General features: G+C 18.9%; 1 protein-coding gene. It reads left to right on the plus strand.

The genetic code is table 11. From position 1 onward, the window contains the following. The coding region (locus EZH24_RS13355) for a tetratricopeptide repeat protein (RefSeq protein WP_161976200.1) at nucleotides 1-519 on the plus strand (519 nt) is incomplete at both ends.

A 519-nucleotide genomic window follows, 5' to 3' on the forward strand; every position in this document is an offset into this window, starting at 1 on the left:
TTGATATTTCAATAAAATTAAATCCAAATATAGATAGAACATATTTTGAAAAAAGTATTATATTATTTGATATTGAAAAATATGAAGAAGCTATTATAAATTTAAATAAAGTAATAGAATTAAACCCAAAAGAAGAAGGAGCTTACTATAATATAGGACTTATAAAAATAGAATTAGAAAATTATATTGAAGCCATAGAATATTTTAATAAAGTGATTGAATTAAATCCGAAAGAAGAAGGAGCTTATTATAACATAGCATATTCAAAAGTAATTTTAAAAAAATATGAAGATGCAATAATATATATTAATAAAGTGATTGAATTAAATCCAAAAAATGAACATGCTTATTATTTAATGGCAGGATGTCAATATGATTTAAAAAAATATAATATTGCCATAGAATATTACAATAAAGTTATAAAATTAAATAATAACAATAAATATGCATACTTTCTGAAAAGCATTTGTAAAGTATATTTAGAAAATGAAAACGCTATAGAAGATTTAATAAATTTTT

This window comes from Brachyspira catarrhinii, from assembly GCF_005518285.1.
Classification (GTDB): domain Bacteria; phylum Spirochaetota; class Brachyspiria; order Brachyspirales; family Brachyspiraceae; genus Brachyspira; species Brachyspira catarrhinii.